The sequence below is a fragment of the Neisseria sp. P0020.S003 genome (genome assembly GCF_051957095.1).
In the GTDB taxonomy this organism is placed as follows: Bacteria; Pseudomonadota; Gammaproteobacteria; order Burkholderiales; family Neisseriaceae; genus Neisseria; species Neisseria subflava.
This window is the reverse complement of sequence record NZ_JBQCWU010000010.1, coordinates 19,061-45,872: the sequence shown is the minus strand read 5'-3', so window position 1 is coordinate 45,872 and position 26,812 is coordinate 19,061. Positions and strand designations below refer to the sequence as shown.

Genomic DNA, 26,812 nt, shown 5'->3' with positions numbered 1-26,812 from the left:
TTTCAGACGGCCTTTAATTTTCAGTAATCAATTAAACAAACTTAAGGCTTTAACAAACACCATAATGACGCCATAGCCCAAAGGAATGCAAACCAAAGCCCAGCGCCACCATACGCCGATACCGCCCGCTGATACTTTCTTGCTGATTAGATAGGCATCGGATACAGCGGTTTCATCATCGGGGTTGCCGCTATGTGCCGCGACCTTAATGTCTTTTTCGTGATGCTTTTCATGAACCGAACGGACACTCAAATTACACAACAAACCGACAATCAACAAACCTGCCATAATGTACATGGTAATGCTATAAGCCTCGGCAGCCGGAACGCCGCTTTCAATTTGGCTTTGGCGGATATAGTTGACCAACACCGGGCCAATGACCGCAGCGGTTGACCATGCCAGCAAGATCCTACCGTGAATTGCACCGACTTGATAAGTGCCGAACAAATCCTTCAGATAAGCCGGAATCGCTGCAAAACCGCCGCCATACATGGAAATGATGACGCAAAACCCAATAACAAACAAAGCCTTGTTACCGCTCGCGCCAATCGACGGAATGGCGAAATACAACAGCGAACCGAGCACAAAGAAAATAGTATAAGTATTTTTACGCCCGATTTTGTCGGATACGCTAGACCACAAAAAGCGGCCGCCCATATTAAACAGGCTCAACAGACTCACAAAACCTGCCGCCGCACCCGCGCCAATGGCAGCCTGTTTACCGACAGAAGTTTCAGAAAATAGCTCCTGAATCATGACAGAAGCCTGACCCAAAACACCGATACCCGCCGTCACGTTCAAGCACAACACCCAAAACAAGAGCCAAAATTGCGGCGTTCTCATGGCCTCGGAAACATTGACGTGATTGCTGCTGACCAATTTGCTTTTGATTTTCGGCGCAACATAACCTTTAGGTTTCCAGCCATCGGCAGGTATGCGGATGGTAAACGCACCGAACATCATCAACACCAGATAAAATAGTCCTAAAACGACAAAAGCCTGCGCTACGCCAACTGAAGTTTCACTGGAGAAAAAATTCATCAGCGACACGGATAAAGGCGAAGCCAACATCGCGCCGCCACCAAAGCCCATAATCGCCAAACCTGTCGCCATACCCGGTTTATCGGGAAACCATTTCATCAGTGTCGATACTGGCCCGATATAGCCCAAGCCCAAACCAACCCCGCCAATCACACCGTTGCCCAAATAAAGCAAAAACAGATTGTGCGTATGGACGCCGATCGCCGACACAAAAAAGCCCAAACTAAAGCAGCAGGCAGCAACGAACATCGCCTTACGCGGCCCAACGCGTTCCATCCAAGTACCGAACATAGCGGCAGACGCGCCCAACATCGCCAAGGCAATGCTGAAAATCCAACCAACCGTGGTCAGCTTCCAATCTCCTGCAGCCGACTCAGTAATACCTATAAGCTTGGTCAGCGGCGCATTGAACACGGAATAAGCGTATATCTGCCCGATGGCAAGATGCACGGCCAAAGCGGCAGGCGGTACCAGCCAACGATTAAAGCCGGGTTTGGCAATGGTCGCCTCACGGTCTAGAAATTTCATAAAATCCTCTTGTCTATGTGTGTCAAACGCATGATTCCATATCATGCGGAATCAAAAAATTGTTGACAATATTTTAGCATAATCTCCCCTTTATCCTTTTTTTTGCTCCATGATAATTTTGCGCATCAGACAGAAAAAACATTCATCTAAACCATTTCTTAACGCCCATATCGACAAAAAGGCCGTCTGAAAATTTTTCAGACGGCCTTTTCATCCATATCGTTTTATGCGGCGAAACGTTTGGCAACTTCATCCCAGTTAACGATTTCCCAGAAACCTTTCAGGTAGTTAGGACGGCTGTTACGGTAGTCGATGTAGTAGGCGTGTTCCCATACGTCGCAAGTCAACAGCGGAGTGTTTTCAGTAGTCAGCGGAGTACCTGCATTGGAAGTAGAAACCAGATCCAATTCACCGGCAGGCGTTTTCACCAGCCATGCCCAACCTGAGCCGAAAGTACCGGCCGCGCAAGCATTGAACGCTTCTTGGAATTTCTCGAAGCTGCCCCATTTGGCGTCGATGGCTGCAGCCAATTCGCCGGCAGGTTTGCCTTGGCCTTTAGGGGTAAAGCCCAGCCAGTAGAAAGTGTGGTTCCAAGTTTGGGCAGCGTTGTTGAACATACCGCCGGAAGATTTTTTCACGATTTCTTCCAAAGGCATTTCTTCAAACTCAGTGCCTTTAATTTGATTGTTCAAATTGGTGATGTAGGTTTGATGGTGTTTGCCGTAGTGGAACTCCAAAGTTTCTTTGGTCAGATGAGGGGACAACGCATCCAGTTCATAAGGCAATTGTGGCAGCTTGTGTTCCATTTTTATGCTCCTAATTCTTGATATTTATATTTTGGTAGTGTGTGTTGTCAAATCGACAACATGGCCATTTTACCTGCTTTAGCCTAAACAAACCAATTGAACTTACACTGCGCTATAATAGCGGATTGCAATTTCCCAGCCAGAGATGCCCGTCATGAGCAATTATTCCGATATGCCGTCTGAAGACCGTGAAATCAGCGCATTGTCACTGCCGCCACATTCCACAGAAGCGGAGCAATCCGTATTGGGCGGCCTGATGCTGGAAAATTCTGCTTGGGACCGTATTGCCGATGTCGTTTCCGGCGAGGATTTCTACCGCCACGAACACCGCCTGATTTTTCGTGCGATTGCCAACCTGATTAATGAAAGCCGTCCTGCCGATGTCATTACCGTTCAAGAAAGTTTGGAACGCAATGAAGAATTGGAAGCGGCAGGCGGATTCAACTATCTGATTACGCTGGCGCAAAATACGCCGTCTGCTGCCAATATCCGCCGCTACGCCGAAATCGTGCGCGAACGTTCCATCATGCGCCAGCTTGCCGAAGTCGGCACAGAAATTGCGCGCAGCGCATACAATCCGCAAGGGCGCGATGCAGGCCAGCTTTTGGACGAGGCAGAAAACAAAGTATTCCAAATCGCCGAAAGCACCGCCAAATCCAAACAAGGCTTCCTTGAGATGCCCGACCTTCTGAAAGAAGTGGTCGAGCGCATCGATATGCTTTATTCGCGCGACAATCCTGATGAAGTAACCGGCATATCAACAGGTTTTATCGACCTCGACAAAAAAACATCAGGTCTTCAACCGGGCGATTTGATCATCGTCGCAGGCCGTCCGTCTATGGGTAAAACTGCCTTTTCGATCAACATCGCAGAACACGTTGCCGTAGAAAACAAATTGCCTGTCGCCGTATTCTCCATGGAGATGGGCGGTGCGCAGCTGGTCATGCGTATGCTGGGTTCAGTCGGACGTTTGGACCAAAGCGTCTTAAAAACCGGCAGATTACAAGACGAACATTGGGGCCGTCTGAACGAAGCGGTCGTTAAACTCTCCGATGCACCCATGTATATCGATGAAACTCCGGGTTTGACTGCGCTCGAACTCCGCGCCCGCGCCCGCCGTCTTGCGCGCCAGTTCAACGGCAAATTGGGCTTGATCGTCATCGACTATCTGCAATTGATGTCAGGCTCCGGCCGTTCTGACAACCGTGCTTCCGAGCTTGGCGAAATTTCGCGCTCCCTCAAAGCATTGGCTAAAGAATTGCAAGTTCCCGTCATTGCCCTGTCGCAGTTGAGCCGTACAGTTGAGCAGCGTACCGACAAACGCCCGATGATGTCCGACTTGCGTGAGTCCGGCGCAATCGAACAAGATGCCGACTTGATTATGTTCATGTATCGCGACGAATACTACAACTCAGATTCACCCGCAAAAGGCTTGGCGGAATGTATTATCGGCAAACACCGTAACGGTCCCGTCGGGAAAGTATTCCTCACTTGGATGGGTCAATTTACCAAATTTGATAATGCTGCCTATGTTCCAGAATCCATGTTGATGGAAGATTGAGACAGATTGTCCGAAAAACTAACCGAATTTCATATTTCATTAGTCACGCATTACAAAATCGTTTAGAATAAATCTAATAAAAGCAAAAGCATTGCCACAGGCAAGTGCAAAAGAGAAAACGTCAGTTACCCAACACATTACTACCAAAAAATCACTCATGTATCAGACACAAAAAGGCTTCACCCTAATTGAGTTGCTGATCGTCATTACTATTGCAGCAGTAATGGCAGTCATCGCACTTCCCAATATGAATCAATGGATTGCCTCCAGACGTGCGGCATCGCAAGCAGAGCAAATTGCCAATCTGCTGCGCTTCGCGCGTAATGAGGCCGTCCGTCTCAATCTTCCCGTTTACATCTGCCCGGTCAAAATCAAATCCGATGGCTCGCCCAATAATGGTTGCGATTCCAAATATGCCGGTAATGGTATGTTGACCTACGCCGATAAAAACGAAGATTTACGCTATCAAAACGACACAGTCGATTTATCCATCCGCTCCATTATCCTTAATGGTGATACCGACAAAGTGGAATACAGCTTCAACTATATCCCTATCGGCAATGACCGTTCTGCCCTCTCGGCCTCAGCTTCAAAAGAAGTCTGGTGGAGATTTCTTCCCAATGGTACATTTGGTCATTCAACTGATGGCAAAAATTATCAATTTTCAGACGGCCACATCAAAATCAGCCTAACGGATAAATCTGCTGCCGATGCTGAAACCAAGAAAGCCCGTGCTACCGTACTTTTAATTAATGGCAATGGGCATGTCGAAATCTGTGCTAAAAACGATGAGCGCAAAATGTGCGAATACACTTCTAAATAATAACAACGGTATCTTATGAACATTACTAATCCTACTCATCTCAGATCATTTAAAGGCCGTCTGAAAACAAGCCCAACAAGCTTTACCCCAAAACTTCAATCAGGTATGACCCTGATTGAAGTTTTGATTGCCATGTTTGTCCTTGCCATCGGTGTGCTCGCCCTTCTGGCTGTCCAACTACGTACTGTATCCACCGTGCGTGAGTCTGAAAATCAAACCGCCGTCGCCCAAATTACGCAAAATCTGATTGAAGGCATACTCATTAATCCGACGCTCTCTGAAGAAACCGATACTGCAGGGGAAAAAACCTCCCGTTATAAAAAATCCTACGATGCCTACCTAAAATCCGACTCTAAACAAACTGCAAAATTTGAAGCCAAAATGAGCAAAGCCCAACTTGCACAGGCTCAAATTGCACAGTTTAAAGCCGATTTAGCCAAAGCCCTTCCCGAAGCCCAAGTCTTCTCGACCATCTGCAAAGATTCTTCCGGCGCAGAGCCGACTTACGAAAATGGGTTTAACGCAAAATGCGATGGCAAAGGTGACACGACCATCGTTAAGGTTTTATGGTTGCAAGATATCGAAGAAGAAAATAGCACAAAAGATCTCAACACATCGGGGCACCACGTTGTCTATACCTACCAATCACGCGTAAGAGACTAACAATGAACAATAAACGCTTACTCAACCATATTCCCAATAAAACCGCCATTCGTGGTTTTAGTATCCTTGAATTTCTGGTTGCCAGCCTACTCAGCATGATCGTCTTAATGGCTGTCAGCTCTACCTACTTTACTGCACGCGGATTGAACAAATCTGCCAACGCCCGCATCGGTATCCAACAAGATTTGCGCAACGCCGCCAACATGATTGTCCGCGATGCGCGTATGGCAGGCAATTTCGGTTGCTTCAATATGTCGAATTCTCCTGCCTCTGCAGTGATAGAAGACAAAAGCTCAGATGAATATGCCTTGAAAACAGCCGGGGTTAATAAGCTGTTACCTGTTAAAGAAATCAATAAATTAAGCTATACCGGCTTTGCTCAAACTGGCAAAGCCCTGCTGTTCCAATACGGTATCGACAAAGCAGACTCTCCTGCAAAAACTGCCATTGCCAGCAGTTGCTCCGGTATTGCAAAACCTCACACAGAAATTAAAGATTTGGCTGCGGCAAAATTGGCTTTAAAAATTACCGACTCTGATCAAGACGGCAGTATCGCCATCATGAAACATGAAATGATTGCCTACGCTGTCGGTAAACTTGGAGAAGAGAGCGGTTTGTTCCGTTTCCAATTATCAAATGATGGCTCATGGAGTAATCCGCAGCTGTTGATTAAAGGCATTACGACCATGGATATCCACTATATCTATGCAGAATGTCCTGATTCTGAAAATGCATCTGCCAGCGGATTGAATACAGAATCATTTGATTACAAAAACGCATTGGATATCTCAGCTGAAGCTAAGTCTCCGGCTTCTATCCAAATCGTACTGAATAACGGCAGTATTGACCCATCAAAAGAACAAGACAATAAAGTCGATATCTATAAAATTAATGCCACCATCCGCGGAGGAAACGTATGCGCCGACCGATCACTCTAAACAAACCCGAACGGCAGCAGGGCTATGCTTTGTTTATCGTCTTAATGATGATGGTCGTCATCGCCCTGCTCGTGGTTACAGCCACCCAATCCTACAATACCGAGCAGCGTATCAGCACCAACGATGCCGACCGCAAACTGGCAACCACCCTAGCCGAAGCGGCACTGCGTGAAGGTGAAAATCAAATTTTTGATATTGAAAGTAAAAAGACTACTTTTACCGCAAAATGTGAAAAAGGTTTATGTTCCACACCAAACGTAAAATCCAATGCCGATTTTACTGAAGAAGGCAACCCAACCGTAGATGCTTGGAAGCGAAAATGCGACAAAAGCCTGTGTATTGACGCCAATGGTACGGAATATCCTTTAGATAAAAAAAGCGGCATCGTAAATAATCCACGCTACATCATCGAATATTTAGGCAAAACGACAGAGGGTCGAATTACCTACCGAGTTACCGCCAAGGCATGGGGTAAGAATGCCAATACCCAAGTCGTCCTTCAATCTTACGTTGCCAGCGAATAATATAATGAATACCACCTCTACCAAACAACTAGGCTTTACGCTGGTTGAGATGATGATTGCCGTCGCCATCTTAGCCATCCTGAGCGTCATTGCCATTCCCTCTTACAACCGCTACATTGAACGAGGCTACCAATCACAAGCGCATGCCGAGTTAGTCGCCATCAATTCTGCTTTTAAAAACCAGATGGTTAAAAATCCAAAGTGGAAAACTGATGAGATTAAAACTCAGTTGGATGACTTTATTTCCTCATACAAAGGCCATAAAGATTTGGCAGACAAATATAAATACTCTGCCGAAATGATTGATACCAGTACAAGCCGAGCCTATCGTTTGAAAGCCATTCCCATCAAAACAGGCTATACCCTTTCCGTTTGGATGGATAGTTTAGGCAATGCTTACAAATGCACTGATATTGATTCTGCCAAAGATTCCAAAACTACAATGACCAATGGCAAAGGTTGCGAATCGGTTTCCAAAAAGAAATCTTCTTAGTCTGACAAACATAAAAAAAGCAGTGTCATTTTATCGACACTGCTTTTTTTATTTTACTGTTTCCAATCATCGTCTCGGCGTTGGCGTTTCAACAAGATCCTGACTGCACCATCATTACCTTGTCGAGGCTCGACATAAGCCAACACATCAGGATGCTGCATCAACCAGCGGCGCGTCATATTTTTCAAAACCGGTTTATAGCCTGCAGAACCCAAGCCGCTGCCATGGACAATCTCGCCGCAAACGCCGCGTTTTTTCGTAAACTCAATAAATTCGTTCAATACCTGCTGCGCTTCTTCCTGCGTATAGCCATGCAAATCCACATCAGCCACAACAGGATAATGGCCATTTCGCAAACGCATCAAATCATTTTTACCCTGCCCGTTTTTACTGAACGAAGCCGGCGGTTCTTCCCAGCCGCCGCTGCCCACATAAAAATAATCTTCCTGCTCCAAAGTCGCCATTTCTTTAGGTCGCAGCTTGATAGGTGATTTATCACGGGGCTGTTCATAATAGTTGCCGGCATTTTTCAACGGCGTAACCTTACCAACCGCCTTGCTGAAATCTACATCCTCTACCTGCTTTTTAGCCTTCGCTTCGGCTTCCCGCTCCGCGGCTTCCTTTTTCGCCTGTTTACCCAAAGCCTTCAGCGTTTCTTGAAAGTTTGCCGTCATGGTTTGTCCTTTACAAAAAATTGATTGCGCCCATTATAGCAAACCCGGCCACAAGGCCGTCTGAAAGACTCTTATCATCGCTTCTTGTTTAGGGTATAGTATTAACGCATTGTCAGTCTTACAAAAGAGAGAAATCATGTTTAAACGCCCGGAAGAAATCATTGTCTTGATACTTGCCCTATTATGGGTCGGACTCAGCTACTACTTTGCCGCCATCCTGATTTCAGATGCCTACACCATTCTCCTGATTACCGTACTGACTTTCGTTTGGGTGGTCATCTGTTTCCTTTTATGGCAACGCAACTTAAGCCGTCATATTTGGCCGCTGTTCCTCGGCAGCCTGGTTGCCTGCTGGTGGCCGTACTTCACTTGGCTTGCAAGCGACGTTCCCGAAGGCACATGGTATTCAGGCTGGACATTCAAATCCATTATCGCCCTGATTCCCGTTGTTGCTGCTTATCTCTTCAAGTGGAAACGGAGCCGAAAAAACAAAATCGCCAACACCCTTGCCTGATACCTCGCGCCGTCTTTTTCAGACGGCGTTTTCCATATCTGACATAACGCTCAGACTGTCAACAATCCCAATAAAATGCTATACTCTTCACACGATTTAACACCCTAAAACAGGCCGTCTGAAAGACTTATCAAGATGATCAGCAAACAAGAATACCAAGCCCAAGCCGCACAAGGTTACAACCGCATTCCACTCGTTCAAGAGCTGCTTGCCGACTTGGACACACCGCTCTCAATCTACCTCAAACTCGCCAACAAGCCTTTCACCTACCTGCTCGAATCCGTTGTCGGCGGCGAACGTTTCGGCCGTTATTCCTTTATCGGCCTGCCTTGCAGCCACTATCTCAAAGTCAGTGGCAAACACGTCGATGTTTACCAAAACGGCGAAATCGTTGAACAACACGACGGCAATCCGCTGCCCTTTATCGAGGCCTTCCACAACCGCTTCAAAACGCCCGAAATCCCAAGCCTGCCGCGCTTTACCGGCGGATTAGTCGGCTACTTCGGTTACGAAACTATCTACAATTTCGAACACTTTGCCCACCGCCTGAAAAACAACGCCAAAGCCGACCCGCTCGGCACGCCCGATATTTTGCTGATGTTGTCGCAAGAATTGGCGGTTATCGACAATTTGAGCGGCAAAATCCACCTCATCGTTTACGCCGATCCCTCGCAGCCCGACGGCTACGAACGCGCCCGCGAACGCCTCGAAGACATCCGCACCCAGTTGCGCCAAAGCTGCGCCATCCCGCTTTCCCTCGGCAGCAAACACACCGAAGCCGTCAGCGAGTTCGGTGAAGAGCCGTTCAAAGCCTGCGTCGATAAAATCAAAGACTACATCTTCGCAGGCGACTGTATGCAGGTCGTCCCCAGCCAGCGCATGAGCATGGAATTCACCGACAGCCCGCTCGCTCTCTACCGCGCCTTGCGCACGCTCAACCCTTCGCCTTACCTCTTTTACTACGATTTCGGCGATTTCCACATCGTCGGTTCCTCGCCCGAAATCCTCGTCCGCCGCGAACGCGACGACGTCATCGTCCGCCCCATCGCCGGTACGCGCCTGCGCGGCAAAACCCCCGCCGAAGACCTTGCCAACGAGCAGGATTTATTAAGCGACGCCAAAGAAATCGCCGAACACGTCATGCTTATCGATTTAGGGCGCAACGACGTCGGCCGCATCAGCAAAACGGGCGAAGTCAAAGTAACCGACAAAATGGTGATTGAAAAATACTCCCATGTAATGCACATCGTTTCCAACGTTGAAGGTCGTCTGAAAGAGGGCATTACCAACATGGACATCCTCGCCGCCACATTCCCCGCCGGCACACTCTCTGGCGCACCCAAAGTCCGCGCCATGGAAATCATCGAAGAAGTCGAACCGAGCAAACGCGGCATCTACGGCGGCGCAGTCGGCGTATGGAGTTTCAACAACGACATGGACTTGGCCATTGCCATCCGCACTGCCGTGATTAAAAACAATACCCTCTTCGTCCAAAGCGGCGCAGGCGTAGTTGCCGACTCCGACCCAACATCCGAATGGCAGGAAACGCAGAACAAAGCCCGCGCAGTAATCCGCGCAGCGCAAATGGTGCAAGAAGGGTTGGATAAATAATTTTCAGACGGCCTTTTTGACTGAAGTTCATCCAAAAGAAAAGCTTATCTCTAAAGAAAAAAACCATGAAATACGGAACCGCAACTATATTAATTGTCGGGCTGCTTTCAGCCTGTTCTTCCGTCAACACAATGCCTACAAAAGAGAGTAAAACCATAAATCAGAATATACAAACCACACCTGGAAGACCAAACCTGACTGCCCCCGAAGTACTATCCAAGGTTTTGGATTTCCTGCGCCATGCCCAATCGCCAGAAGATTTTAGAATTGAAACGGCGGAAAAGGTGATGAAAATAAAGTTTATCGAAAACAAAGACAAACAGAATGACATCATAAGTGATTTTTATCTCAGCAATAACTTTGGCAATACAGATTGGAGCTGGGCGTTCAATTTTAAAAAAACGCAATCCGGCAAAATGAATTTATTTTTTGGCAATAATGGCGGGTATCCCCCTGCCACACCGATTTGCCAGATGGATTTGGATCAGTTCCATCCTCTGCTGGTACAGGCAGGGTTTACCTATACAGGGAAGGGACGTTTGGGTAAGCCTTTCAACGGCTATGAAAAAAAATATCCAAACGGCTATAAATCACATCTGAAAGTCTTTTATCAGGGGGAAAGTGCAGAAAAAGTACTGCATAAATGCATCAATGAAATTACTTTCAATATTTTTAAACCAGGGTCATAAAACATGAGTCAGATCAATCCTCAACTGCAAAAGATATTGGACGACTTTGCCCAAAATTCGCTCCCCAACGGCAAAAACTCAAACGAATACCGCAATCTGATTGCCACCGTAACGGCATCACCCGTATTGACCGAACGCCTCAATACTGCGGTAGAAAAAGGCTATTTGGATAAACTGGCGGTCAATAAAAATCCGAATGCTGGCGCCAGCTACAATGCGAGTAAAACCCGGATCTCCATTAATCTGTCGCAGCTGAAAACGAGGCTGCTGTTTCAGACGACGTTTCTTGACAAAAGGCCGTCTGAAAGATCGGCTTCCCTGTCTTGAAAGAAACCTATGAAATACACAATCGCAACCGCATTGACTATCGGGCTGCTGCTTTCAGCCTGTTCAACCGAAAACCCCATACCCGCAAAGGAGGGCAACATGATGAATCAAGATACGCAACAGATTGCCGGAAGACCGGATCTGACCGCTCCCGAAGTATTGGCCAAAGTTTTGGATTTCTTACGCTACGCCAAATCGCCAGAAGATTTTAGAATTGAAACGGCGGAAAAGGTGATGAAGATAAAATTCGCCCCATACAGCAAAGAAGAAAAATCGGCATGGGATTTTTATGCAGGTAATAATTTTGGAAATACCGGCTGGAGCTGGTGGATTAATTTCAATTCAAAAGAGAAAAGCGGGAAAGTGCACTTATTTTTCGGTCGCGGAGGGGGGTATCCTCCCGCAACGTCAATCTGCCAAATGGATTTGGACCGGTTCCATCCGCTGCTGGAGCAGGCAGGGTTTACCTATACAGGCAAAGGGCATTGGGGCAGACCCTTCAACGGTTATGAAAAAAAATATCCTAACGGCTACGAAGCAGATCTCCAAGTCTTTTATCGGGGAGAAAGTGCAGAAAAGGTACTGCACGACTGCATCAATGAAATTACCTTCGATATTTTCAAGCCGGAGTCATAAAACATGAGTCAGATCAATCCTCAACTGCAAAAGATATTGGACGACTTTGCCCAAAATTCGCTCCCCAACGGCAAAAACTCGAACGAATACCGCAACCTGATTGCCACCATAACGGCATCACCCGTGCTGAATGAAAGATTGAATACGGCAGCGGAAAAGGGCTATTTGGACAAACTGGCGGTCAATAAAAATCCGAATGCCGGCGCCAGCTATAATGCGGAGGAAACTCGGATTTCTATTAATTTGTCGCAACTGAAAAAGCTGACAAAGCAAAAGTCCCTTATCTTCCAACTCGGTCATGAAATCCAGCACGGTTTCTTTTACTACGAACAGGGGCATAAAGAAACGGAAAACCGGGTACTTGCCGAAATTAACACAATTGCAGAAAGCGATGCCAAGCGCAAAGACTATACCAAACCAATGAAAATGTTGCAGGATGCTGAACGCAACGATGAGGCGTTGGCAATGATTGCGGGCTGGAATGCCGTCGTCAGCTATGAAAAGAAACAGCAAGGGAAAACCAATCTCAGCCTGCAAGAAGTTATCGGGGACGGATTCGGATACGAGCAGTATTTTTTAGATGAAACTGCACTTGGAAATAAAAAGATTATCCCTACCAAAGGTCTGAAATTCAATCCCGATATGACTGTCTCCGACAGCCAAAAAGAAATCCTTGCCCATACCTATTACGATCAGTCGCCCGAAGAAGCTCGGTTGGGGCCGCACGGCGAATCGGACTACCGCAACAGCTACGCGACGCGCGTCATCGGCTATATCGTGCGCAAGCATTACGCACACGACCCAAAAGCCAATCTGGTCATCGATATGAAGGGACTGGGACTGGATGAGCGCCTGATCGAAAGAAACGGCCTGAACCTAGGGGCAGAAAACCGCCGCGAAGCATATTACGATAAATCCCATCCGAAAACACCGCAATACTTTGACCATACCATCAACGGTGACAATCAATTTGAGCATGTTCCAATTACTAACCCTAAATCTGAAACCGAAGAGCAGAACTATCCTTATTCTCTCAAAAATATGCCAGAGCAGGCGCAAAAACTTCACGCGCAAATTACAGACAAATTTACTGAATTTATAAAAAAACATCATCTGCCTTATTCAGAAGACAGTATTCAGAACGGTATTGCGGCCTTAACTGCTGAAGCCTATGCTAAAAAACTTCCTGAAATTATGGCATTCAACATCACAAAAGATAACTGTCTGGGCGTCATGCATAAGGATAATGCTTTTCTCCGAATCGCTAAAGTCGATGTCAATGAAGCAATGAACATTGATTCTAGAGAAAGCTTTAAAGATATACTGAAAACTGAACAAAACTTTCAGTTAGAAGCTGAACAACGTGAAATGGAAAAACAGATGAATCATTCACAAAGTATGGGAATAGTCCGTTAATACTGTCAATAGTAAAGCCTATAATCTCCAGAAATTTTTAGGCTACTATAAAAATTAAATACTGATCTTCTAAACTCTATCAGTCTAAAATGGGCATAATGATACTAAACGAAAAACAACTAAAATCCATCAGTAAATTCCTCAGCTTCATCTTGCGCCATCATCCCGAACAAATCGGCATTACTTTGGATAAAGACGGCTGGGTGGATATTGATACCCTGCTGATGCAGGTAAATCATCCCGAGCGTGGCTTTACGGGCAATCCGCTGACCTACGAAGTATTGTTGGAAGTGGTCAAGAACAACGATAAAAAACGGTTTACCCTTTCTGAAGACGGCAAACGCATCCGCGCTGCGCAAGGTCATTCGACGGCACAAGTTCAAGTTGAACACAAAGTAGCGACGCCTCCACAGATTTTGTATCACGGTACGGCTGAGCGGTCTGTTCCATCTATATTGGAACAAGGCCTGCATTCTGCCTCGCGCCATTTTGTCCATCTGTCTGCCGACGCCGCAACAGCCGTCAACGTCGGCTCCCGACACGGCAAGCCGCTTGTATTGACCATTGACACTGTCGCCATGCTTGCTGCAGGACATCAATTTTATCTGGCGGACAACGGCGTATGGTTAACTGAAAACGTTCCGCCGCAATTTATCGGCAAACTTTAAAACATCAGGCCGTCTGAAACCCATAAACCATTTTCAGACGACCTCCAAACACCCTACCTAATTTCTTCATAAAGCGATTATCCATGAACACATCCCCCATCCTCCCTCCTGCTATGCTCGGCATTCTTGGCGGCGGACAATTAGGCAGAATGTTTACTGTTGCTGCCAAAACCATGGGCTACAAAGTAACCGTACTCGATCCTGATCCGAATGCGCCGGCGGCGGAATTTGCCGACCGCCATTTGTGCGCGCCGTTTGATGATGAAGCAGCTTTGGAAGAATTGGCAAAATGCGCGGCGGTTACGACCGAGTTTGAAAACGTCAATGCCGACGCGATGCGCTTTATCGCCAAACATACCAATGTTTCCCCCAGCGGCAACTGCGTTGCTATCGCGCAAAACCGTATTCAGGAAAAGGCATGGATACGCAAAGCAGGCCTGCAAACCGCGCCGTATCAAGCGGTTTGCAAAGCCAAAGACATCACTGAAGAAAGCGTACAATTCCTGCCCGGCATCCTGAAAACTGCCACTTTGGGCTATGATGGTAAAGGCCAAATCCGTGTAAAAACATTGGATGAACTCAAAGCCGCGTTTGCCGAACACGGCGGCGTGGATTGTGTTTTGGAAAAAATGGTGGATTTGCGCGGCGAAATTTCCGTGATCGTATGCCGTCTGAACGATGAAAACGTACAAACCTTCGACCCTGCCGAAAACATTCACGAAAACGGTATCCTCGCCTACTCCATCGTCCCGGCCCGACTGAGTGCCGACATTCAGCAACAGGCGCGACAAATGGCGCAGCGATTGGCCGATGAGTTGAACTACATTGGCGTATTGGCGGTAGAAATGTTTGTTGTCGGCGACACGCATGAATTGGTCGTTAACGAAATCGCGCCGCGTCCGCACAATTCTGGCCACCATACCATCGATGCCTGCGCGGCAGACCAATTCCAGCAACAGGTCCGCCTGATGTGCAACCTGCCTCCGGCTGACACTAAATTGCTGACTTCTTGCTGTATGGCGAATATTTTGGGCGACGTTTGGAAGGAAGACGGCAACGAACCCGAATGGTTGCCGCTGCAAAGCAACCCGAATGCGCATCTGCATCTTTACGGCAAAAAAGCCGCGCGCAAAGGCCGAAAAATGGGCCACTTTACCGTCTTGGCCAACGATGCGGACAACGCGTTCCAAACCGCACAAACCTTACATCAAAGCCTGTAACCTTACCCACTTTTTCAGACGGCCTTTGATTGCTAAAGGCCGTCTGAAATCAATTTTTCCGACCATCCGCCATGAGCCTTCTGACCATCCTCCGTCCGGCAACCGAAAAAGACTGCCAAGCTATACACAACGCCCATCTGCATGCCGTTCAATACGCCTGCATTCGCTGTTATGATGAAACTATTATGCACACATGGGAAAGTCTGCTCGACATCAACAGCTATTTGGAAACCATCTCCGATAAAAACAAAGCCTTGTGGGTGGTCGAATACAAAGGGCTGATTCAAGGCTTTTTCCAAGTCGATTTCAAAGAAGCGCAACTGGACGCCTTATACGTCCATCCGCTCTTCCACAATCTCGGCTTGGGCACGGCTCTGCTCAGCCGCGCCGAAGAAATGGCACGAAATGCAGGCCTCAGCTTTCTCAAACTGTATGCCTCGCTCAATTCCGTGCCTTTCTATCGCCTCAATCGTTATGAATCGCTCGGTACTGCCGTGTTGCAGCTGAACAAAACCGTCCGCGTCGAATGCGAATTGATGCGCAAATACCTGTAATTTTCCCTTCCGCCGTTGCTTTTTTGAAAGAAACCGATGTCCCGAATTGCCGCACTGCCCGACCATCTTGTCAACCAAATCGCCGCCGGCGAAGTGGTTGAACGCCCTGCCAACGCTCTGAAAGAAATCGTTGAAAACAGTATCGACGCAGGCGCGACAGCGATTGATGTCGAGCTGGCCGGCGGCGGTATCCGCCTGATTCGCGTCAGCGACAACGGCAGCGGCATCCACTCAGACGACATCGAGCTTGCGCTCCACCGCCACGCCACCAGCAAAATCAAAACCTTAAACGATTTGGAACACGTTGCCAGCATGGGCTTTCGTGGCGAAGGTTTGGCCAGTATCGCCTCAGTCAGCCGCCTGACCCTGACCAGCCGTCAAGAAGACAGTTCACACGCGACCCAAGTCAAAGCAGAAGACGGCAAACTCAGCAGCCCCACCGCCGCCGCCCACCCCGTCGGCACCACCATCGAAGCCGCCGAACTCTTCTTCAATACACCGGCGCGACGCAAGTTCCTCAAATCCGAAAACACTGAATACGCCCACTGCGCCACCATGCTCGAACGCCTCGCGCTGGCGCATCCGCACATTGCCTTCTCACTCAAACGCGACGGCAAACAAGTGTTCAAACTTCCTGCACAAAGCCTGCATGAACGTATTGCCGCCATTGTCGGCGATGATTTTCAGACGGCCTCATTGGAAATTGACAGCGGCAATGGCGCATTGCGGCTCTATGGCGCGATTGCTAAGCCGACCTTTGCCAAAGGTAAAACCGACAAACAATACTGCTTCGTCAACCATCGCTTCGTGCGCGACAAAGTCATGCTTCATGCCGTCAAGCAGGCATACCGAGACGTATTGCACAACGCGCTGACGCCTGCTTTCGTCCTCTTCCTCGACCTGCCGCCCGAAGCCGTGGATGTCAACGTCCACCCGACCAAAACCGAAATCCGCTTCCGCGACAGCCAGCAGGTGCACCAACTCGTGTTCCACACGCTCAACAAAGCCCTTGCCGACACACGCGCCGACCTGACCGAAAGCGTCAGCAACGCAGGCGAAGTGTTGCATGACATTACTGGCGTTACTACTACACCAATGCCGTCTGAAAACGACGGTGAAAATCTGTTTGATAGCGCATCCAACTACCCGACGGGCAACAAACCCGATACACGCAATGCCTTTGGTTCATCAGGCAAAACCGCGCCTATGCCTTACCAAGCCGCGCGTGCGCCGCAACAACGCAGCCTGTCTCTGCGCGAAAGCCGCGCAGCCATGAATACTTATGCCGAGCTCTACAAAAAAACCGACGACATCGACCTTGAGTTGAGCCAATTCGAGCAGGCATGTTTCGGTAATATGCCGTCTGAAACGCCTACTCCCAAAACAGATAAGCAATGTTCAGACGGCCTTCCCTCCCAATCCGAACTGCCGCCGCTCGGCTTTGCCATCGCCCAACTATTAGGCATCTACATCCTCGCCCAAGCCGAAGACAGCCTGCTGCTCATCGACATGCACGCCGCCGCCGAACGCGTCAACTACGAAAAAATGAAACGCCAACGTCAGGAAAACGGCAATCTACAAAGCCAGCGCCTGCTTATTCCCGTAACCTTTGCCGCGTCCCACGAAGAATGCGCCGCCCTTGCCGATCATGCCGAAATGCTGACAGGCTTTGGCTTGGAATTGTCCGACATGGGCGGCAATACCCTTGCCGTCCGCGCAGTTCCTGCCATGCTCGGTAAAGCCGACGTCGTTTCGCTGGCCAAAGATGTATTGGGCGAACTCGCCCAAGTCGGCAGCAGCCAAACCATCGAAGAACACGAAAACCACATCCTCGCCACCATGTCCTGCCACGGCTCCGTCCGCGCCGGCCGCCAGCTTACCCTGCCGGAAATGAACGCCCTCCTGCGCGATATGGAAAATACGCCGCGCAGCAACCAGTGTAACCACGGCCGTCCGACATGGGTCAAACTGACTTTAAAAGAATTGGATGCGTTGTTTTTACGCGGACAGTAACGCCGATAAAAAGGCCGTCTGAAAATGCTTTCAGACGGCCTTTCAACTATTCGCCCTTAACGAATATCCATAGGTGCAAACGATTTCACGGTTTCATCAATCGCTTTAACACGGGTCAGGAAGTCTTCCAATTGGGCAAGCGGCAATGCGCTTGGTCCATCGCATTTGGCTTGGTCGGGATTGGCATGAGATTCAAGGAACAAACCGGCCAATCGGGTTGCCATACCGGCAAGTGCCAAGTCCAATACTTGGGCGCGACGGCCGCCTGATGCCGCGGCACCGGATTCGCGCGTTTGCAGGGAATGGGTTACGTCAAAAATAACGGGCAAGTTGTGACACGTTTTTTTCATCACGCCAAAGCCGAGCATATCGACCACCAAGTTGTCGTAGCCGAAGTTTGCGCCGCGTTCGCACAAAATGATTTGCTCGTTGCCTGCTTCTTGGAATTTCTCGACAATGTTTTTCATTTGAGACGGGCTGAGGAATTGCGGCTTTTTGATGTTGATGACATTGCCGGTTTTCGCCATTGCCACCACCAAATCGGTTTGGCGTGCCAAGAAGGCTGGCAGCTGGATGACATCGCAGACTTCGGCGACCGGCTGGCATTGGTAAGGCTCATGAACGTCGGTAATCACGGGAACGTTAAACTCGCGTTTCACCGCTTGAAAAATCTTCATGCCTTCGTCCAAACCCACACCGCGGAAAGAGTGAATAGAAGAGCGGTTTGCCTTGTCGAAAGAGGCTTTGAACACATAAGGAATGCCGAGTTTATCGGTGACTTTAACGTATTGCTCACAGGCTTTCAGCGTAGAGTCGAGGTCTTCAAGGACATTGATGCCGCCGAAAAGGGTAAAGGGCGCATCGTTGCTGACGGTGATATTGTTGATTTGGATATTCACGGCAAAGCCTTTCAGATAAGTTGAATTTGGGAAACAGGCCGTCTGAAACATTTCAGACGGCCTTTGTTTGAATATTACAACACGGTGTGCGGCGGCTCATAAGAAATCACGTCGCGGATTTTATTGTTCTCATCGACGAGGACGACTTTCGGCTCATGCGCTGCAATTTCAGGTTCGGACAACATAACGTAAGACATGATGATTACGATGTCGCCTTTTTGAACCAAACGCGCGGCTGCGCCATTGAGGCAAACGACACCGCTGCCGCGTTCGCCGGGGATGGTGTAGGTTTCAAGACGTTCGCCGTTGTTATTGTTGACGATGGCGACTTTTTCGTTCACGCAAATACCTGCCGCATCCAGCAGGTCTTGGTCAACGGTAATGCTGCCGACGTAGTTGAGGTCGGCTTCGGTAACGGTGGCACGGTGGATTTTGCCGCCGAGCATGGTACGGAACATGGGTTTCCTTTTTGATTGTGGGTTGATTTGCGGTTTTAACTTCAGTGAAGCTAAAACCGCTGTTTGTGTGATTGAGGATTAGTTATTGGGGAAGTCTGATTCGTCAAACTCGGGTTCCGGGTCGCTTTGAAGGACTTTTCCGTTTAATTTCAACTCGCTGTTTTGCAGAGTCAGATGGGTTTTGACATTATCGTCTTCTAAGGTCAAATATTTTTCTCTTGCCATACTTTTGATGGTACTGTCCACCATCAGGCGCAAGGTTTCGTTGATATCGTCGATGCTGGCGCGGCCTGCGGCTTCATCTTCGGCATTGACACTAAACAGGCTGCTGGCTTGGTTGACGGCGAGCTGCTCCAACAATTTTTGCGGTACGCTCATGTTGAAGTCGGCTTCGGTTTTTTTCAGCATATCGCCCAGACTGTTGAGGTCTTTGGCTGTCAAACCTTTAAAGGCAAGCTTGCCGCTGACATCGACATCACCATTAGGCATGGTAAATTTGAAAGTTTTGACGTTTAAAACCGGATTGTTGGTAAACAGGCCCGAAGCCTCGTTTTTGGCCGTCTGAAGCAAAGAAGCCTGAATTTCTTCTTCGCTCATTTTCTTCACGGACACTTCGGCAATTTTGTTTTTCAATGCCAAAAGCGACGCGGCGTCTAAATGCTCGGCAGCGACATTGATGTCCAGAGGGCCGTATTTGTCTTCGCCATAGGTCAGGCTTTCAAATTGGAAGCGGCCTTCGCTGTTGATGAATTTATCGACTTCGCCGGTCTGGGTATCGAAACGCAGTTTGTTGACTTCGATTTTAGACGGAGCAATCGTGCCGGTCGGATTGATGAATGCACCGATTTGCAGGTTGGTCACAAGGTTGACCAATTCGTTCAACTTCACGTTGTAATCGATGTTTTCTTTCCATTGCAGCAGGAATTTATCCAGCGTAATGCTGCTCTTGCCCAAAGAAAGCTTGGTCAGGCCGTCTTCTGTTTCGGATTGGAAGCGCAGGTTTTCCAAAGATACATCGCCTTTGTCGGCCAATTTGACTTGTAAAGACGGCGCAAGGTAATCGTGGCGATAGCTTTTGAAGCCTTGGCTGTAATCGGTATTGCCGCTAAAGCCTTTCCAGTTGAGCTTGATGCCGGAAAGCTCTTCGTAGTCGAAGGCGGGGATATTGAGGCTGAGTTTGCCGTCGCCGGAAAGGTAAACCGTATTGGTCATGGTCAACGGCGTTTGCTGGCCGAAGAAGCGGTCCAAAACTTTTTTGGTTTCCGGATGGTATTGGAACTCGGTTTCTACGTGGGCACGCGTACCGAAGCCGCCGGCAAACGGGCCGTGTGTCACGTGGTTGATGACCGTAATCGGCTCTTGCAGGACGGTTTTCAAATTGTCCGGCAGGTATTTTTGCGTATTTTGAAACAGGGTCGGCTTGAGGCGGATGACGGTCGTCTCGGTTGAACTGAACCAGCCGCGATCGTATTGGTGGGATTCAACGGTCAGGAAACCGGATTCCTGCAACAGCTTTTGTTGCTCGGTCAGGCTTTCTTCCGCTTTGACACCGAGATAGTAAGGCGTGCCGAGCGCAGCGGCGATAACGACGGCGGCAGTCGGGATAAGATACTTTTTCATCACTTCAAACAGATTAGGTTCAAAGCGTAAAGCATAGCATTTTTTAGCTGTTTTGTCTTATCCGCCGTTTCAGACGGCCTTTAGGTAAAGATTGTGATATTATGCAAATATAAACGATTTTTACACTTTTGGCAGGCCTTACTCTGTCTGCTAAAATGTCATTAAAGGTTTGCAAATGCTTTTATTCATTGATAATTACGACAGCTTCACCTACAACATCGTCCAATACTTTGCCGAATTGGGGCAGGAAGTTTTGGTTCGCTGCAACGATGAAATCACCATCGAAGAAATCGAAGCCCTGAAACCGCAATATCTGGTCATCGGCCCCGGCCCTTGTTCCCCTAAAGAAGCAGGCATTTCTGTTGCAGCCATGCAGCACTTTGCCGGCAGGCTGCCCGTCATGGGCGTGTGCCTCGGCCATCAAACCATGGGCGAAGCGTTCGGTGGCAATGTCGTGCGCGCGCAAACAATGATGCACGGCAAAGTCTCCCCCGTTTTCCATCACGGCACAGGCATGTTTAAAGACCTGCCCAATCCGGTCAACTGCACGCGCTACCACAGCCTGGCCATCGACCGCGCCACCCTGCCCGACTGCCTCGAAATTACCGCGCGGACGGAAGACGACGAAATCATGGGCGTACGCCACAAAGAATATGCCGTCGAAGGCGTACAGTTCCACCCCGAAGCCCTGCTGACCGAACACGGCCACGATATGCTGAAAAACTTCTTGGAAGAATTCAAAGACTATCGTCCGCAAAAATCTTAATGAAAGGCCGTCTGAAAGGTGTTTGACAGTGTTCAAACCGCATTTTTAGACGGCCTGAATCACATCGGACACGAACAAAGGAAAAATCATGATTACCCCTCAACAAGCGATTGAACGCCTCATCAGCAACAACGAACTTTTCTACGATGAAATGACCGACCTCATGCGCCAAATCATGAGCGGCCAAGTTCCGCCCGAGCAAATCGCCGCCATCCTGACCGGCCTGCGGATTAAAGTTGAAACCGTTTCCGAGATTACCGCCGCAGCCAGCGTGATGCGTGAATTTGCCACTAAAGTGCCGCTGGAAAACGCCGATGACTTGGTCGATATTGTCGGCACAGGCGGCGACGGTGCCAAAACTTTCAATATTTCCACGACTTCCATGTTTGTCGCGGCTGCGGCAGGCGCGAAAGTCGCCAAACACGGCGGCCGCTCCGTTTCTTCATCCAGCGGCGCTGCCGATGTCATGGAACAAATGGGCACCAACCTCAACCTCAACCCCGAACAGGTCGCCCAAAGCATTCAGCAAACCGGCATCGGCTTTATGTTCGCACCCAACCATCACAGCGCCATGCGCTATGTTGCCCCCGTCCGCCGTTCGCTCGGCTTCCGCAGCATCTTCAATATCTTGGGCCCGCTGACCAATCCTGCCGGCGCAGCAAACCAACTCTTGGGCGTGTTCCACATCGACTTGTGCGGCATTCTTTCCCGCGTATTGCAACAGCTTGGCTCCAAACATGTTTTGGTTGTGTGCGGCGAAGGCGGTTTGGATGAAATCACGCTGACCGGCAAAACCCGCGTTGCCGAACTGAAAGACGGCAAAATCACCGAATACGACATCAGCCCAGCCGATTTCGGCATGAAAATCCGCCGCAATTTGGACGAAATCAAAGTCGAAAACGCGCAAGAATCCCTGCAAAAAATGAACGAAGTGTTGGACGGCAAAGCCGGTGCCGCACGCGATATCGTCGTCCTTAATGCCGCTGCCGCGCTCTATGCAGGAAATGTGGTTGCTTCGCTGGCAGATGGTGTCAAAGCCGCTCAAGAAGCCATCGACTCCGGCAAAGCCAAAGCCAAAAAAGACGAATTTATCGAATTTGGCAAACAGTTTGCCTAAGCTTTAAAACCATAAACAAAGGCCGTCTGAAAAATCTTTCAGACGGCCTTTTATTCTTTAAATATTAAAATTTGCTTTTAATATCATTAATTAAGCTTTCAGCTTTTTCTTTGGCTTCATCAACCAAATGCTCGGCTTCTTCTTTGCCTTTTTGCAAAACATCGCTGCCTTTTTCTTCAATGTTGCCGACCACTTCTTTTACTTTGCCAACGCCTTGTTGAATCAAGCCCTCAGCTTCAAGTTTAGCATTGCCGGATACATCTCCAACCACTTCTTTTACTTTACCGCTGATTTTATCTAATTCGCCGCTCATGGCCATACTCCTAGATTAAATGTTGATAAGAATTAGTGCTGCATTACCTTATATTGGGAACTTTGCTTTAGCTTTAAAGGCCGTCTGAAAGCCAAAACATGACAAAACGAGTTAAGTAGGGTTAGTCCATCTGTTTCAATATCGCTTCGGCTACTGCCTTGCCTATCATCTGACTGCCGAACTCATTGAAATGAAGCCCGTCGCACAGCATCACATCAGTCAAGTCCTGCCCAAACATCAGACTGTATAAATCATTGACGGCAAAACCATATTGCCTTGCCAAATCCTCCGCCACACGGTTATAGGCCTTCAAGTCGGCCAGATAACGGCGCGAGGGTTTGACGATATTGTGTACGCTTTCCAAAAACGGCGTACTGCTCGCCCAAATAATTTTTGCCCCAGTCTGTTTCAGATAATCGAAAATTCGGGTCAGGTTGTTGCGGTAGGTTTCTATATCGGCCACCGGCTCATTACAGCCTTGATTGTGACGGATGTCGTGCAAACCGCAGTTGATGTGGATAATGTCTCCCACAGTCGCGCCCTCTGTCCATTGCCCGATATGCTCTAGCACATCATACGACGAGCGGCAGTTTTCCGATGGAGAAACAATATCCGCCTCAGGCAAAGCGGCGCGTGTGTAAGGCTCCGATGCAAGCCGAACGGAATCGCCGATTAAGTAAACGGTCATTTTTGTTCTCCTCCCTTTATTTGAACCAACAGCAAGGCCGTCTGAAATATTACTTATATTATTATAAGAGTGCTATTTCAGACGGCCTTAACTTCAGTCAAATTCTATCGTTAAATCATAAATTAATGCTGACTGTTTTTATAAAAATCAATTAATTGCTTGGCCTGCAACATGGGTAGGCCAAAATGGTCGCTCACGACTTTCAAATCCTTCCACTCCTGACCAGTCAGATTTTGCCCAACCCATTTGAGGTTTTCCGGATTGCTTTTGATTTTCTCAAAATACGCCTGCTTGCGTTTCCAGTTGCGCGACCACACCAGCAACATGGTAAAAATACATAAAACAATCAATACAATATTGGTAAACAACATCATGTCCATACGACATACTCCCGCTTGGATCTCAAAATCAGAAAATATGGATTAAAGGCCGTCTGAAAAAACGATATTTCAGACGGCCTCAATATTATTACGCTCAATCCAACATTATCTCTTTAGCCAATACTTCAGCCAGCGTATTGCCAACTGGGATAAGCTCATCACTACTTTCGCCGAGATTACCTGATGAGCTCATCACAACCTGCGGAGGAAGGTCGGGTTGTCTGAAATCATAGCAGTAAAACACACCTCCTCCATCGAACGCGATTGGCATCAAATTAGGAGCGTAATGCCAAAACTGATAGATAAAATAGAATGATACGACTTCAGCAGGTGAAAAATAACCAAAATCCTGCTGATTCCCCAAGATACCGCCGTTTACAGAATACTGCCAAAGCTGCATCAGCTCATCTGGGATAAAAAAATGCTTTGGCAAACAAAATCCTGTGGCATTCAGTTGATCAGCATGGATTTCAAGAAGCCGTAATGAGTCTGCCCGTTCGCTCTCAGGCAGAGGGGCATGGAATGCGGCGATATCACTTGCAGTAGCTGGATTTTCTTTACTATAAAACTCAAAAGGCTGATACCACAATGCTTTATTTTCCATTTGATTTTTCCATATCACTCAATATTCACCCGTTTCAGGCGCAAGGCATTGCCCAACACCGAAACCGAGCTTGCCGCCATGGCCGCGCCTGCGATGACGGGGTTTAAGAAGCCGAGTGCGGCGAGCGGGATGCCCAAGATATTGTAGAAGAAGGCGAAAAACAGGTTTTGCTTGATGTTTTTCAAAGTCGCCTGCGACACCAGCAGGGCATCGGCGAGCTGGTTGACCGAATGTTGCATCAGCGTGGCGGACGCAGTGTGTTCGGCAACATCCGCACCGCCTTTCATGGCGAAGCTGACGTTGGCGGCGGCAAGCGCGGGGGCGTCGTTGATGCCGTCGCCGACCATCGCTACGGTTTTGCCGGCGGCTTTAAGTTTCTGCACTTCGGCGGCTTTGTCGCGCGGACTCATGTTACCGAAGGCGTGTGTGATGCCCAACTGTTTGGCGACGTATTCGACCGTGCCTTGGTTGTCGCCGCTCATAATATAGACATCGATATTGTGTTTCTTCAGACGGCCTATGGCTTCGGCGGTATCGGCTTTCAACGCGTCGGCAAGTGCGAATGCGCCGATCGGTTTGTTGTCAACTGAGACTGCAACAATGCTTGCAATGTCCCAAACGCCGTCTGAAAGCTTCGGCAAGGTCAGTTCGGCAAATTCGGCTTTGCCTGCTTTCACCAAACCCACGCCTTCTACTTCGGCGGTAATGCCTGCGCCGACAACGGTTTGCGCGTTTTGTGCGGAGGGGATTTCCAAGCCGCGCGCTTGGGCGGCGGAGACGATGGCGCGGGCGAGCGGATGAGCGGCGTTTTGCTCGACGGCGGCAGCTATGCGGTACAAAGCGTCTTCGTCAAAGCCGCTGTCGGGAACGCAATAAACGGCGGCAACCTGCGGCCTGCCTTCGGTCAGCGTGCCGGTTTTGTCCAGTACGACGGCATCGACGTGGGCGGCTTCTTCCATTGCCGCCGCGTCTTTAAACCAAATACCGTGTTTCACCGCCTTACCCATGCCGACCATAATCGCGGCAGGCGTTGCCAGACCGAGTGCGCACGGGCAGGCAATCACCAAAACGGCGACGGCGTGCATCAGCGCCACCGTCCAATCGCCTTTCACCAGCCAAGTAACGATAAAAGTCAAAAGCGCAATGCCCACAACAGTTGGCACGAATACCGCCGCCGCTTTATCGGCTACGCGCGCAATCGGTGCTTTACTGCCTTGTGCTTCAGAGAGCGCATTCATCATGTCGCCGAGCAGGGTTTGGCTGCCGAGCTGCGTAGCGCGGTATACCACGCTGCCTTCGGTCATCAGCGCACCTGCCAACACTTTGCCGCCCGCCTTTTTCTCTTCGGGATTGGATTCGCCGGTGAGGTGGCTCTCGTCCGCCCAACCGCTGCCGCTCTCGATGATGCCGTCGGCGGCAATGCGTTCGCCGTGGTTGGCGCGGATAAGGTCACCGATTTGCACTTGGTCGATGGGCAGTTGTTTCCATTCGCCATCGCGTTGCACGTTGACTTGGGTCGGCGTGAGTTTGAGCAGCAAGCCCAAGCTGTTCAGGCTGGATTTTTTGGTGCGGTGTTCCAAAAATTTGCCCAGCGACACAAAACCGATCACCATCACGCCTACTTCAAAATACACGTGTGCCATGCCGTGCGCCGCGTGCGGGCTGAAAAACAGCATATAAACGGAATACAGGTAAATCGATACCGTGCCGATGGTAACCAACACGTCCATGTTCGCCAACCCGCCCTTAATGCTTGCCCACGCGCTTTTGTAAAACGGCACCGCCAGCCAAAGCTGTACCACACTTGCCAGCACAAACTGCCACAACGGCGGAATCATCCAATCGTGCCGCCCGATCATCATGCCTGCCATGCCAATTAAAAACGGAATATTGATGGCCAACAAAAGCCACAGCCTCCAGCCGATATGATGTTCTGCTTCAGGTTGCGGCAATGTATCTTCCGTCTTTTCCTTCGCGCCGTAACCGGTTTTCTCAATGATTTTGGCAATGTCGGCTGCGGAGGTTTTGCTGTCGTCAAATGTAACCTGCGCTTCCTCGCTGGCAAAGTTCACCCCTGCCGATTCGACAAAATCTTTTTTGTTCAACACTTTTTCAATACGCGAAGCACAGGCCTGACAAGTCATGCCTTCGATTTGGAAACGGACTTTTTGTTGCATGGTTTCTTCCTTCTGAATGTGGTTGGGCTACCTGAAAAAAGCGGAGCAGGGTTTTCAGGTAGCCTTTGGGGTGTTGCAGTCGATTTGTTGC

The 26,812-nt window shown here is 48.9% G+C and carries 29 protein-coding genes; 18 read left to right on the top strand and 11 right to left on the bottom strand.

Features of this window, described 5'->3' with window-relative positions; all coding sequences use genetic code 11:
- Nucleotides 1–27 precede the first annotated feature (27 nt).
- Both ACTHTQ_RS07055 and ACTHTQ_RS07050 read right to left on the bottom strand, forming a co-directional pair.
- On the bottom strand, nucleotides 28–1,569 hold the full coding sequence (locus ACTHTQ_RS07055; RefSeq protein WP_440363519.1) for an L-lactate MFS transporter: 1,542 nt from the start codon (nucleotides 1,567–1,569) through the stop codon (nucleotides 28–30).
- A gap of 224 nt (nucleotides 1,570–1,793) precedes the next feature.
- Nucleotides 1,794–2,375 (bottom strand): superoxide dismutase, encoded by a 582-nt coding sequence (locus ACTHTQ_RS07050; RefSeq protein WP_003683473.1) that lies wholly within the window; start codon nucleotides 2,373–2,375, stop codon nucleotides 1,794–1,796.
- Nucleotides 2,376–2,529: 154 nt separating this feature from the next.
- On the opposite strand from ACTHTQ_RS07050, the gene dnaB reads away from it, so the two are divergent.
- From dnaB to ACTHTQ_RS07020, 6 genes are all read left to right on the top strand, one after another.
- Entirely contained in the window at nucleotides 2,530–3,936 is a 1,407-nt protein-coding gene (gene dnaB / locus ACTHTQ_RS07045) for a replicative DNA helicase (protein ID WP_063075500.1), read from the top strand.
- A gap of 157 nt (nucleotides 3,937–4,093) precedes the next feature.
- Nucleotides 4,094–4,759: a pilus assembly FimT family protein gene (locus ACTHTQ_RS07040; RefSeq protein WP_440363518.1), complete on the top strand. Its 666-nt coding sequence runs from the start codon at nucleotides 4,094–4,096 to the stop codon at nucleotides 4,757–4,759.
- Nucleotides 4,760–4,774: 15 nt separating this feature from the next.
- Nucleotides 4,775–5,422, top strand: coding sequence for a type IV pilus modification protein PilV (pilV, locus tag ACTHTQ_RS07035; protein WP_191620672.1), 648 nt, complete (start codon nucleotides 4,775–4,777; stop codon nucleotides 5,420–5,422).
- 2 nt (nucleotides 5,423–5,424) lie between these two features.
- Entirely contained in the window at nucleotides 5,425–6,360 is a 936-nt protein-coding gene (locus ACTHTQ_RS07030; protein WP_154954377.1) for a PilW family protein, read from the top strand.
- Nucleotides 6,339–6,884 carry a pilus assembly PilX family protein gene (locus tag ACTHTQ_RS07025; protein WP_440363517.1) on the top strand — a complete coding sequence of 182 codons (546 nt, stop codon included), beginning with the start codon at nucleotides 6,339–6,341 and terminating at the stop codon, nucleotides 6,882–6,884. Before ACTHTQ_RS07030 ends, ACTHTQ_RS07025 begins: the two co-directional genes overlap by 22 nt.
- A gap of 4 nt (nucleotides 6,885–6,888) precedes the next feature.
- Nucleotides 6,889–7,377 carry a PilX family type IV pilin gene (locus tag ACTHTQ_RS07020; RefSeq protein WP_049329653.1) on the top strand — a complete coding sequence of 163 codons (489 nt, stop codon included), beginning with the start codon at nucleotides 6,889–6,891 and terminating at the stop codon, nucleotides 7,375–7,377.
- A gap of 53 nt (nucleotides 7,378–7,430) precedes the next feature.
- On the opposite strand, the gene ACTHTQ_RS07015 is transcribed toward ACTHTQ_RS07020, so the two are convergent.
- Nucleotides 7,431–8,051, bottom strand: coding sequence for a Smr/MutS family protein (locus tag ACTHTQ_RS07015; RefSeq protein ID WP_308903904.1), 621 nt, complete (start codon nucleotides 8,049–8,051; stop codon nucleotides 7,431–7,433).
- Nucleotides 8,052–8,187: 136 nt separating this feature from the next.
- Here ACTHTQ_RS07015 and ACTHTQ_RS07010 point away from each other — a divergent pair, with 136 nt between their 5' ends.
- From ACTHTQ_RS07010 to mutL, 10 genes are all read left to right on the top strand, one after another.
- Nucleotides 8,188–8,565 carry a hypothetical protein gene (locus tag ACTHTQ_RS07010; RefSeq protein WP_308903903.1) on the top strand — a complete coding sequence of 126 codons (378 nt, stop codon included), beginning with the start codon at nucleotides 8,188–8,190 and terminating at the stop codon, nucleotides 8,563–8,565.
- A 135-nt stretch (nucleotides 8,566–8,700) separates the two neighbouring features.
- Nucleotides 8,701–10,176 carry an anthranilate synthase component I gene (gene trpE, locus ACTHTQ_RS07005; protein WP_308903902.1) on the top strand — a complete coding sequence of 492 codons (1,476 nt, stop codon included), beginning with the start codon at nucleotides 8,701–8,703 and terminating at the stop codon, nucleotides 10,174–10,176.
- 65 nt (nucleotides 10,177–10,241) lie between these two features.
- Complete coding sequence (locus ACTHTQ_RS07000; RefSeq protein ID WP_308903901.1) at nucleotides 10,242–10,865, top strand: hypothetical protein; 624 nt, start codon at nucleotides 10,242–10,244, stop codon at nucleotides 10,863–10,865.
- Nucleotides 10,866–10,868: 3 nt separating this feature from the next.
- The gene (locus tag ACTHTQ_RS06995; protein ID WP_295863059.1) at nucleotides 10,869–11,192 is read left to right on the top strand and encodes a hypothetical protein; all 324 of its coding nucleotides are present in this window, start codon (nucleotides 10,869–10,871) and stop codon (nucleotides 11,190–11,192) included.
- Between the two features lie 9 nt (nucleotides 11,193–11,201).
- Nucleotides 11,202–11,828, top strand: coding sequence for a hypothetical protein (locus ACTHTQ_RS06990; protein ID WP_440363516.1), 627 nt, complete (start codon nucleotides 11,202–11,204; stop codon nucleotides 11,826–11,828).
- A 3-nt stretch (nucleotides 11,829–11,831) separates the two neighbouring features.
- Nucleotides 11,832–13,244, top strand: a complete 1,413-nt coding sequence (locus ACTHTQ_RS06985) for a hypothetical protein (RefSeq protein ID WP_308903900.1) — start codon at nucleotides 11,832–11,834, stop codon at nucleotides 13,242–13,244.
- Nucleotides 13,245–13,342: 98 nt separating this feature from the next.
- Complete coding sequence (locus ACTHTQ_RS06980; protein ID WP_308903899.1) at nucleotides 13,343–13,912, top strand: RNA 2'-phosphotransferase; 570 nt, start codon at nucleotides 13,343–13,345, stop codon at nucleotides 13,910–13,912.
- Between the two features lie 83 nt (nucleotides 13,913–13,995).
- Entirely contained in the window at nucleotides 13,996–15,132 is a 1,137-nt protein-coding gene (locus ACTHTQ_RS06975; protein ID WP_440363515.1) for a 5-(carboxyamino)imidazole ribonucleotide synthase, read from the top strand.
- A gap of 71 nt (nucleotides 15,133–15,203) precedes the next feature.
- Nucleotides 15,204–15,686, top strand: a complete 483-nt coding sequence (locus tag ACTHTQ_RS06970; protein ID WP_003683615.1) for a GNAT family N-acetyltransferase — start codon at nucleotides 15,204–15,206, stop codon at nucleotides 15,684–15,686.
- Nucleotides 15,687–15,722: 36 nt separating this feature from the next.
- A complete protein-coding gene (mutL, locus tag ACTHTQ_RS06965) occupies nucleotides 15,723–17,699 on the top strand; it encodes a DNA mismatch repair endonuclease MutL (protein ID WP_440363514.1) in 1,977 nt (658 codons plus the stop codon).
- A 56-nt stretch (nucleotides 17,700–17,755) separates the two neighbouring features.
- Here mutL and kdsA read toward each other — a convergent pair whose 3' ends face one another.
- The 3 genes from kdsA to ACTHTQ_RS06950 form a co-directional block, all read right to left on the bottom strand.
- Nucleotides 17,756–18,598: a 3-deoxy-8-phosphooctulonate synthase gene (gene kdsA, locus ACTHTQ_RS06960; protein ID WP_003747068.1), complete on the bottom strand. Its 843-nt coding sequence runs from the start codon at nucleotides 18,596–18,598 to the stop codon at nucleotides 17,756–17,758.
- A 74-nt stretch (nucleotides 18,599–18,672) separates the two neighbouring features.
- On the bottom strand, nucleotides 18,673–19,056 hold the full coding sequence (panD, locus tag ACTHTQ_RS06955; protein ID WP_003678944.1) for an aspartate 1-decarboxylase: 384 nt from the start codon (nucleotides 19,054–19,056) through the stop codon (nucleotides 18,673–18,675).
- Between the two features lie 78 nt (nucleotides 19,057–19,134).
- Nucleotides 19,135–20,676 carry a YdgA family protein gene (locus ACTHTQ_RS06950; RefSeq protein WP_440363513.1) on the bottom strand — a complete coding sequence of 514 codons (1,542 nt, stop codon included), beginning with the start codon at nucleotides 20,674–20,676 and terminating at the stop codon, nucleotides 19,135–19,137.
- Between the two features lie 175 nt (nucleotides 20,677–20,851).
- On the opposite strand from ACTHTQ_RS06950, the gene ACTHTQ_RS06945 reads away from it, so the two are divergent.
- A complete protein-coding gene (locus tag ACTHTQ_RS06945) occupies nucleotides 20,852–21,442 on the top strand; it encodes an aminodeoxychorismate/anthranilate synthase component II (protein ID WP_440363512.1) in 591 nt (196 codons plus the stop codon).
- A gap of 88 nt (nucleotides 21,443–21,530) precedes the next feature.
- Nucleotides 21,531–22,559 carry an anthranilate phosphoribosyltransferase gene (gene trpD / locus ACTHTQ_RS06940; RefSeq protein WP_440363511.1) on the top strand — a complete coding sequence of 343 codons (1,029 nt, stop codon included), beginning with the start codon at nucleotides 21,531–21,533 and terminating at the stop codon, nucleotides 22,557–22,559.
- Between the two features lie 64 nt (nucleotides 22,560–22,623).
- Here trpD and ACTHTQ_RS06935 read toward each other — a convergent pair whose 3' ends face one another.
- From ACTHTQ_RS06935 to ACTHTQ_RS06915, 5 genes are all read right to left on the bottom strand, one after another.
- Nucleotides 22,624–22,872: a CsbD family protein gene (locus ACTHTQ_RS06935; RefSeq protein ID WP_440363510.1), complete on the bottom strand. Its 249-nt coding sequence runs from the start codon at nucleotides 22,870–22,872 to the stop codon at nucleotides 22,624–22,626.
- Nucleotides 22,873–22,993: 121 nt separating this feature from the next.
- On the bottom strand, nucleotides 22,994–23,560 hold the full coding sequence (locus ACTHTQ_RS06930) for an SGNH/GDSL hydrolase family protein (protein ID WP_440363509.1): 567 nt from the start codon (nucleotides 23,558–23,560) through the stop codon (nucleotides 22,994–22,996).
- Nucleotides 23,561–23,682: 122 nt separating this feature from the next.
- Nucleotides 23,683–23,940 carry a hypothetical protein gene (locus ACTHTQ_RS06925; protein ID WP_440345815.1) on the bottom strand — a complete coding sequence of 86 codons (258 nt, stop codon included), beginning with the start codon at nucleotides 23,938–23,940 and terminating at the stop codon, nucleotides 23,683–23,685.
- Between the two features lie 94 nt (nucleotides 23,941–24,034).
- Entirely contained in the window at nucleotides 24,035–24,544 is a 510-nt protein-coding gene (locus ACTHTQ_RS06920) for an SMI1/KNR4 family protein (protein WP_137040887.1), read from the bottom strand.
- 14 nt (nucleotides 24,545–24,558) lie between these two features.
- The gene (locus ACTHTQ_RS06915; RefSeq protein ID WP_440363508.1) at nucleotides 24,559–26,721 is read right to left on the bottom strand and encodes a heavy metal translocating P-type ATPase; all 2,163 of its coding nucleotides are present in this window, start codon (nucleotides 26,719–26,721) and stop codon (nucleotides 24,559–24,561) included.
- Nucleotides 26,722–26,812 lie beyond the last annotated feature (91 nt).